We start from the raw sequence: 6,372 nt of genomic DNA on the forward strand, positions 1-6,372 counted from the left end.
ACGGCCGCATCATCGCCCGCGTCGGCGAGCTGCGCAGCGAGACCGAGGGCGATATCGCTCCGAACCTCCACGTCCTGCCGGATTTCCACGGCAACCGCTCGCCGCTTGCCGACCCGCACGCGACCGGCGTCATCAGCGGGCTGACGCTCGACATCTCCTTCGACGGCCTCTGCCGGCTCTACTGGCGCACCTGCGTCTCGATCGCGCTCGGCATAAGGCACATTCTCGATGCGCTATCGGGCTACGGCTACCGCTTCGAAACCCTCCACGTCACCGGCGGCCACGTCAACAACCCGCTGCTGGTCGAACTCTACGCCGACGTCACCGGCCGCAAGGTGGTGATCCCGGAAAACCGGGACGCGGTGCTGCTCGGCACGGCGATGGCCGCCGCCGTTGCCGGCGGGGTGTTTGGTTCGCTGTTCGAAGCGGGGCAGGCCATGGATGCGGGCGGGACGGAGCGGCTGCCGGACCCGGCCCGGGCCGAGCAGTACGGGCTGGATTACCGGCGGTTCCTGGCGATGGTCCGGCATCGGGACGAGTTGCGGGGGATGGGATAGGGAGGATGCCCAGGCAGGCAGACACGGTATTTCGGAGGCGGTTCTCTGGGCCGGAGTTACGCTCGACGCCGGGGAGCCGCCTCGCGAAGGCTAATGCAGATGCCGCAGCTTGTCAGGATTGCGCACGATATAGATGGCCGTGATCTTCCCATCCTCGATATCGAGCGCGGTCGTCTGCAGTTCACCGTCGGCTTCTAACGTGACGAAGCCTGGCAATCCGTTGACGAACCCGGCGCGAACGAGTGTGGAGCCGTTCTTCTGAAACTGATCCGCGAGATGGGCGTGCACTCTCATCACCGCTTCGAAGCCGAGAACGGGCTCCGTGGCCGCGGGACGCTTGCCGCCACCGTCCGCATGAATGCTGACATCTGCCGCCAACATAACACCCAGCGCCGTCATGTCGCCGCTGCGCGAGGCGGCGAAGAAGGCCTCGGCAAGCTCGATACCCCGTTTTTTGTCGACCTGGAAACGAGTTCTCGCCTCGCGAACATGGGTGCGCGCGCGGGCAGCAAGCTGGCGACAGGCAGCCATGTCGCGCTCGATGGTGGTTGCGACCTCCTCGAACCCCACCCCAAACACGTCGTGAAGCAGGAAGGCCGCGCGTTCGAGCGGTGAGAGGCGTTCAAGTGCCAGCATCAGCGGCAAGGTGACATCCTCCTCCTTCTCCTCCTCCACGACCGGATCGGGAAGCCAGGGACCTATATAGGTCTCGCGCTGTCGCCGCGCCGATTTCAGCTGATCGAGGCAGAGCCGCGTCACGGTGCGGCGCAGGAATGCCTCCGGTTCGCGTATCTCTTGGCGATCGGCCTTCATCCAACGGATGAAGGCCTCCTGCACCATGTCCTCGGCGTCGGACACCGATCCGAGCATGCGATAGGCAACGCGCAGGAGCTTCGGACGCAGCGGGTCGAAGCTGGCTGCTGCGTCCGTATGGTCGAGACCCTGCATCAGGCGGCTGCCTGGGCGGTCTTGGCGCCTGCGGCATCGTTCCACAGGCCAAAGCCAACCGCCAGGCGGTTCCAGCCGTTGATGACATTGATCATCAAAGTCAGCTTCACCTGTTCCTCCTCCGTAAACTCGGCCTTCAGGGCCTCGTAGCTGCTTTCGGATGAATGACCTTCAGAAAGCCGGGTCAGGGCTTCGGTCCAACCTAGCGCAGCGCGCTCGCGATCGGAATAGCATGGAGCTTCGCGCCAGGCGGACAGCAGGTAGATGCGCTGCTCGCTCTCGCCCCGCGCCCGCGCTTCGATCGTGTGCATATTGATGCAGTTGGCGCAGCCGTTGATCTGCGAGGAGCGGATTTTTACGAGTTCGATGAGGCTATGCTCGAGGCTTTCGGCAACATCGGTGGACACACCCATCCAGGCCTTCATCAGCGAGGGAGCGGCGGTGAAAGGGTTAAGTTTGGCACTCATGGTTCGTTTCCTTCTGTTGGTTACGACACCATGACGAGACAGGATCCGCCCATGTGACATGCCCGCAAGATTTTTCTTGAATATCTGAGCGGGGAGCCGGCTGCGGTCGCTTCTCCTATATCCGCCATCTCACTCCTCCTTGCTCCGCCGCTCCCTCAAACCTACATCTCTCCCGCCAACCTGGAGACGCCGATGATCCTCGACGCCGCACGCCTTTCGCTCGCCAACCTTTTCGCACCCGAAACCCGTTCCGTGTTCTGGAAGACATTGGGTCTCACCGCCCTCGTGCTGATCGGTCTCTGGTTCACCCTGCGCGAAGTCTTCATCCTTTATGCCTGGCCGTGGTTTGCGGCCTTCTTCCCCGATCTGCCGGATTGGGCGGGTTGGCTCACCCTGTTTGCGGCGATCGCTGCCAGCATCGGGCTGGCGCTGGCGCTCGCTCTGCTGATCGCGCCGATCACGGCGCTGATCGCCGGTCTGTTCCTCGACGACGTCGCCGAAGTGGTCGAGAAGCGCGACTATCCGAACGATGCGCCCGGCAAGGCGATGCCGCTCGCTCAGGCGATCATCGGCTCGATCCAGTTTCTCGGCGTCGTCATCGTCGGCAATATCGTGGCACTTTTCCTGCTGTTCATTCCCGGCATCAACCTGATCGCCTTCTTCATGGTGAACGGCTATCTGCTCGGCCGGGAATTTTTCGAGTTTGCGGCGATGCGGTTCAGAACGCCCGCGGAGGCACGCGCCTTCCGCTCGAAACATTCATCCACCGTATTCATGGCGGGCCTTCTGATCGCGTGTTTCCTGGCGATCCCGATCGTCAACCTGCTGACGCCCCTGTTCGCCGCTGGCCTGATGGTGCATCTCCACAAGGCGGTCTCCAAGCGCGATCCTGGGTTCAAGTTTTAAGCAGGCGCCGCCGAGGCAATCGCGGCCCTACTCGACGGGCTCGCCGATGAGCTGCTGCGGCAATTCCACAAGCGGTGCCGGCACGTCGACGGTTTTTTCCGGCGAGCGACAGAGATCGGCGATGACGCAGCGCTCGCATTCCGGTTTTCGTGCCTTGCAGCAATAGCGCCCGTGCAGGATCAGCCAGTGGTGGGCGTGGAAGAGATACTGGTCGGGGATCACCTTCAGGAGGTTCTCCTCGACCTCGTCGGGCGTCTTGCCCGGCGCCATCAAGAGCCGGTTGGCGATGCGGAAGACATGCGTATCGACCGCGAGCGTCGGCACGCCGAAGGCCATCGACATCACCACATTCGCCGTCTTGCGGCCGACGCCCGGCAGGCGGATCAGCTCTTCGCGCGTCCTCGGCACTTGGCTGCCGAACTCGTCGATCAGCATGCGACAGAGCGCGATCACGTTCTTCGCCTTGTTGCGGTAGAGCCCGATGGTCTTGATATACTGGGTGACGCCCTCTTCGCCGAGCGCCAGCATCTTTTCGGGCGTATCGGCGACCTTGAACAGCGCCCGCGTCGCCTTGTTGACGCCCGCATCGGTTGCCTGGGCGGATAGTGCCACCGCCACCACCAGCGTGAACGGGTTTACGTGCTCCAGCTCGCCCTTCGGCTCCGGCCGCTGCACCGAAAAGCGGCGAAAAATCTCCTCCATCTCCGCTTTCGAATAGGCGGATTTGAAGCGCTTGGGTTTGGGTGCGGCCTTGCGCTCGGGCGCGTGATTTGACTTTTGCGAGGTGCTGGTTTTGGATCTGATCTTTGGAGTCGCCATATGCCTGTATAGGCATCCCGCAGGAGGGAAATCAACGTGGACGTTTCCGAGGATCAGCCTGTTTTTGCAGCCGAACTGACGCCCTACCGTTCGCTCGGCAAAACGGGCTTTCGCGTCGTTCTGGTGTTGACGGGCGGCATCTGCGTTTTCTATGGCGGCTTTTTCCTGATTACCGGCGCTTATCCGATCGGCTTCTTCTTCGGGCTGGATTTCCTCGGCCTCTATATCGCGCTGAAGATGAGCTACCGCTCGGGCCGGGCGCGCGAGGAAGTGACGGTCTCGCGCAGCAACCTGTCGATCCGAAAATTCTCGCCGGCGGGGCGTGTGGTGGAGCATCGCTTCAATCCGTTCTGGGCGCGCTTCAACGTCCGCCGCCACGAGGAGTTCGGCATCACGTCCATGTCTGTGACGGGCGAGGGGCGCGGCACCGATATCGGCTCCTTCCTCAATCCGGACGATCGTGAAAGTTTCGCCAAGGCTTTCAAGGGTGCTCTCGCCATGGTCAAACATCGGATCTGAGCGGGCGAGAAAACCGGCAATCGGGCAAGAAACGGGTGGTTTCGGCGAGGCTGAAGGCGCATTTAGAGGGCATATCAGTTGCACAGCGATTTTTTGCGCGCCCACCGCTTCGGCTTCATCGGCGTGCGGCGCTGTAAAGGAGACAAGCCATGAATGCTCTCGCCAAGATCGATTCGTCGCCCATCGACGTGACGCCCGATGGTTCCGACTACGAAACCGTCCGCCGCGTCATCGAGATGATCACGCTCGATTACCGCGACCAGCCGTCGCTCGAGGCGATTGCCTCCGAGCTTGGCCAGTCGCCAACCCAGCTCCAGAAAGTGTTCACCCGCTGGGCCGGGCTGTCGCCGAAGGCCTTCCTCCAGGCCGTCACCCTCGACCATGCCAAGCGCCTGCTCGGCAAGGAGGAACTGCCGCTGCTCGAAGCCTCCTACGAACTCGGGCTTTCAGGTCCGGGACGATTGCATGATCTGTTCGTCACTCATGAGGCGATGTCGCCCGGCGAATGGAAAGCGCGCGGCGGCGGCCTGACGATCCGCTACGGCTTCCATTCGTCGCCCTTCGGCCAAGCGCTGGTCATGGCGACCGACCGGGGACTTTCGGGTCTCGCCTTTGCCGATCTCGGCCATGAGCAGGCGGCGCTCGACGACATGATGCGCCGCTGGCCGAATGCCGAATATGTCCCCGACCAGGAGATGACAGCACCCTATGTCGGCCGCGTCTTCGACCGTGCGAACTGGTCCTGCGATCAGCCGCTGAAGGTCGTTCTGATCGGCACCGATTTCCAGGTCCGCGTCTGGCAGAGCCTGTTGAAGATCCCGTTCGGCAAGGCCGTCACCTATTCCGACGTCGCCAACGATATCGGCCAGCCGACCGCCAGCCGCGCGGTAGGTGCGGCTGTTGGAGCGAACCCGATTTCGTTCGTGGTTCCCTGCCATCGGGCGCTCGGCAAGAGCGGGGCGCTGACGGGGTATCACTGGGGGCTGACGCGCAAGCGGGCGATTCTGGGCTGGGAAGCGGGGAATGCGTGAGGGGCCGAACGCTTGAGCTCAGCATTCAGGTTCCATTGCCGGGCCGCAAGCGGCAGATACCAAGTCGCCTGCAAAAGTCATGGGCGGCCTCTGAGGATTGCGGGATTGCCCATTGGGGCATATAAGTGATGACTGAAGTATAATCGTCGAAGGACGCGGTCAGGTGCATGAGCGCAGATACCAGAGATCGAAAAGCTTTCTAGGCGCCAAGATCGTCTTTAATGGCGATCATTCGGCCTTCGACTGCATCGTCAAGGAAATCTCAGCCGGCGGTGCGTTGATCAAGATCGAGAACGCGTTGTCCGTGCCGGAAAGCTTCGGTCTCGCCCTGTCAGATGGTCGACGTTTCGAATGCGAAGTCCGCTGGCGGCGGATCAATTCCCTCGGAGTGGAGTTTCTGACCGCTGCCTGATAATCCGTCCGTTGAAGCGCAGCCTGTGTCAGGCCAACCCTTGTGCTCTCTAGGAAGGTTCGTTCAACCTCAACAACTCCTTCGCCGCAGTCTCGTCCGTTATCAGGGTATTGCACCCGACCCTGCGGATCGTCGCGCGGATCGCCACCGCGCGGTGCGCGCCGCCGGAGGAGAGCACGATGTGTTTGGCCTGTCTCAGCGTATCCAGATCCACGGACATCACCCGCTCGTTCAGCTTGTGATCCACCGAGCGGCCTTCTTCATCGAGAAAATTGAACATCGTGTCGCAGACGCAGCCCGCCGCGATCAGCCGGTCAAGCTCGGCCTTGGAGATGAAGCCTTCCGACAGCGAGGTCGAATGTGGCCCGATATCGCCGCAGCTCACCACCGCGAGGTCGAGATTTTCGGCGAGATCGTAGATCGTATTGAGCCCGCATTGCTCGATCAGCGCCCGCTTGGTCTTGACCGAGTCGACCAGAAGCGGCGCCAGGAACATGTAGCATTCGGCGCCCAGCTGGCCGGCGAAACGCCAAGTGTAGTCGATCGGATTGGTCTGGTGTACGGCGACGATGCCGCCGAGCAGCGACACGACCTTGCAGTTCTCCCGCCGCGGCGGGCGAAAGCTGCCGAGCGAGGCCGTCATGGTGCGGCCCCAGCCGACGCCGATCGTCATGTCGTCCTGCACCACTTCGGAAAGGAATTGCCCGAGCGCC

9 protein-coding genes are annotated in these 6,372 nt (G+C 62.4%); 5 read left to right on the plus strand and 4 right to left on the minus strand.

The genetic code is table 11. The features are described 5' to 3' along the window. Positions 1-557 (plus strand): FGGY-family carbohydrate kinase (locus MOV61_RS27510; RefSeq protein WP_247138858.1); only part of this gene is annotated, 557 nt, incomplete at its 5' end. 90 nt (positions 558-647) lie between these two features. Here the strand turns inward: MOV61_RS27510 and MOV61_RS27515 are convergent. After that, the gene (locus MOV61_RS27515; RefSeq protein WP_247138859.1) at positions 648-1,505 is read right to left on the minus strand and encodes a sigma-70 family RNA polymerase sigma factor; all 858 of its coding nucleotides are present in this window, start codon (positions 1,503-1,505) and stop codon (positions 648-650) included. Then, positions 1,505-1,972, minus strand: coding sequence for a carboxymuconolactone decarboxylase family protein (locus MOV61_RS27520; RefSeq protein WP_247138860.1), 468 nt, complete (start codon positions 1,970-1,972; stop codon positions 1,505-1,507). Before MOV61_RS27520 ends, MOV61_RS27515 begins: the two co-directional genes overlap by 1 nt. Before the next feature lie 192 nt (positions 1,973-2,164). Here MOV61_RS27520 and MOV61_RS27525 point away from each other — a divergent pair, with 192 nt between their 5' ends. Further along, positions 2,165-2,878: a sulfate transporter family protein gene (locus tag MOV61_RS27525; RefSeq protein WP_247138861.1), complete on the plus strand. Its 714-nt coding sequence runs from the start codon at positions 2,165-2,167 to the stop codon at positions 2,876-2,878. A 27-nt stretch (positions 2,879-2,905) separates the two neighbouring features. Here the strand turns inward: MOV61_RS27525 and nth are convergent, their stop codons facing one another. Next, on the minus strand, positions 2,906-3,697 hold the full coding sequence (nth, locus tag MOV61_RS27530) for an endonuclease III (RefSeq protein ID WP_247138862.1): 792 nt from the start codon (positions 3,695-3,697) through the stop codon (positions 2,906-2,908). A 36-nt stretch (positions 3,698-3,733) separates the two neighbouring features. Here nth and MOV61_RS27535 point away from each other — a divergent pair, with 36 nt between their 5' ends. From MOV61_RS27535 to MOV61_RS27545, 3 genes are all read left to right on the plus strand, one after another. After that, positions 3,734-4,216: a DUF2244 domain-containing protein gene (locus MOV61_RS27535; protein WP_038545446.1), complete on the plus strand. Its 483-nt coding sequence runs from the start codon at positions 3,734-3,736 to the stop codon at positions 4,214-4,216. A gap of 149 nt (positions 4,217-4,365) precedes the next feature. Continuing rightward, a complete protein-coding gene (locus MOV61_RS27540) occupies positions 4,366-5,247 on the plus strand; it encodes a bifunctional helix-turn-helix domain-containing protein/methylated-DNA--[protein]-cysteine S-methyltransferase (protein ID WP_038545443.1) in 882 nt (293 codons plus the stop codon). Positions 5,248-5,410: 163 nt separating this feature from the next. After that, the gene (locus MOV61_RS27545; protein ID WP_038545439.1) at positions 5,411-5,659 is read left to right on the plus strand and encodes a PilZ domain-containing protein; all 249 of its coding nucleotides are present in this window, start codon (positions 5,411-5,413) and stop codon (positions 5,657-5,659) included. 49 nt (positions 5,660-5,708) lie between these two features. On the opposite strand, the gene MOV61_RS27550 is transcribed toward MOV61_RS27545, so the two are convergent. After that, on the minus strand, positions 5,709-6,372 hold a 664-nt coding region (locus MOV61_RS27550), incomplete at its 5' end, for a sugar-binding transcriptional regulator (protein WP_247138863.1).

It is taken from the genome of Neorhizobium sp. BETTINA12A, from assembly GCF_023006485.1.
Lineage (GTDB): Bacteria > Pseudomonadota > Alphaproteobacteria > Rhizobiales > Rhizobiaceae > Neorhizobium.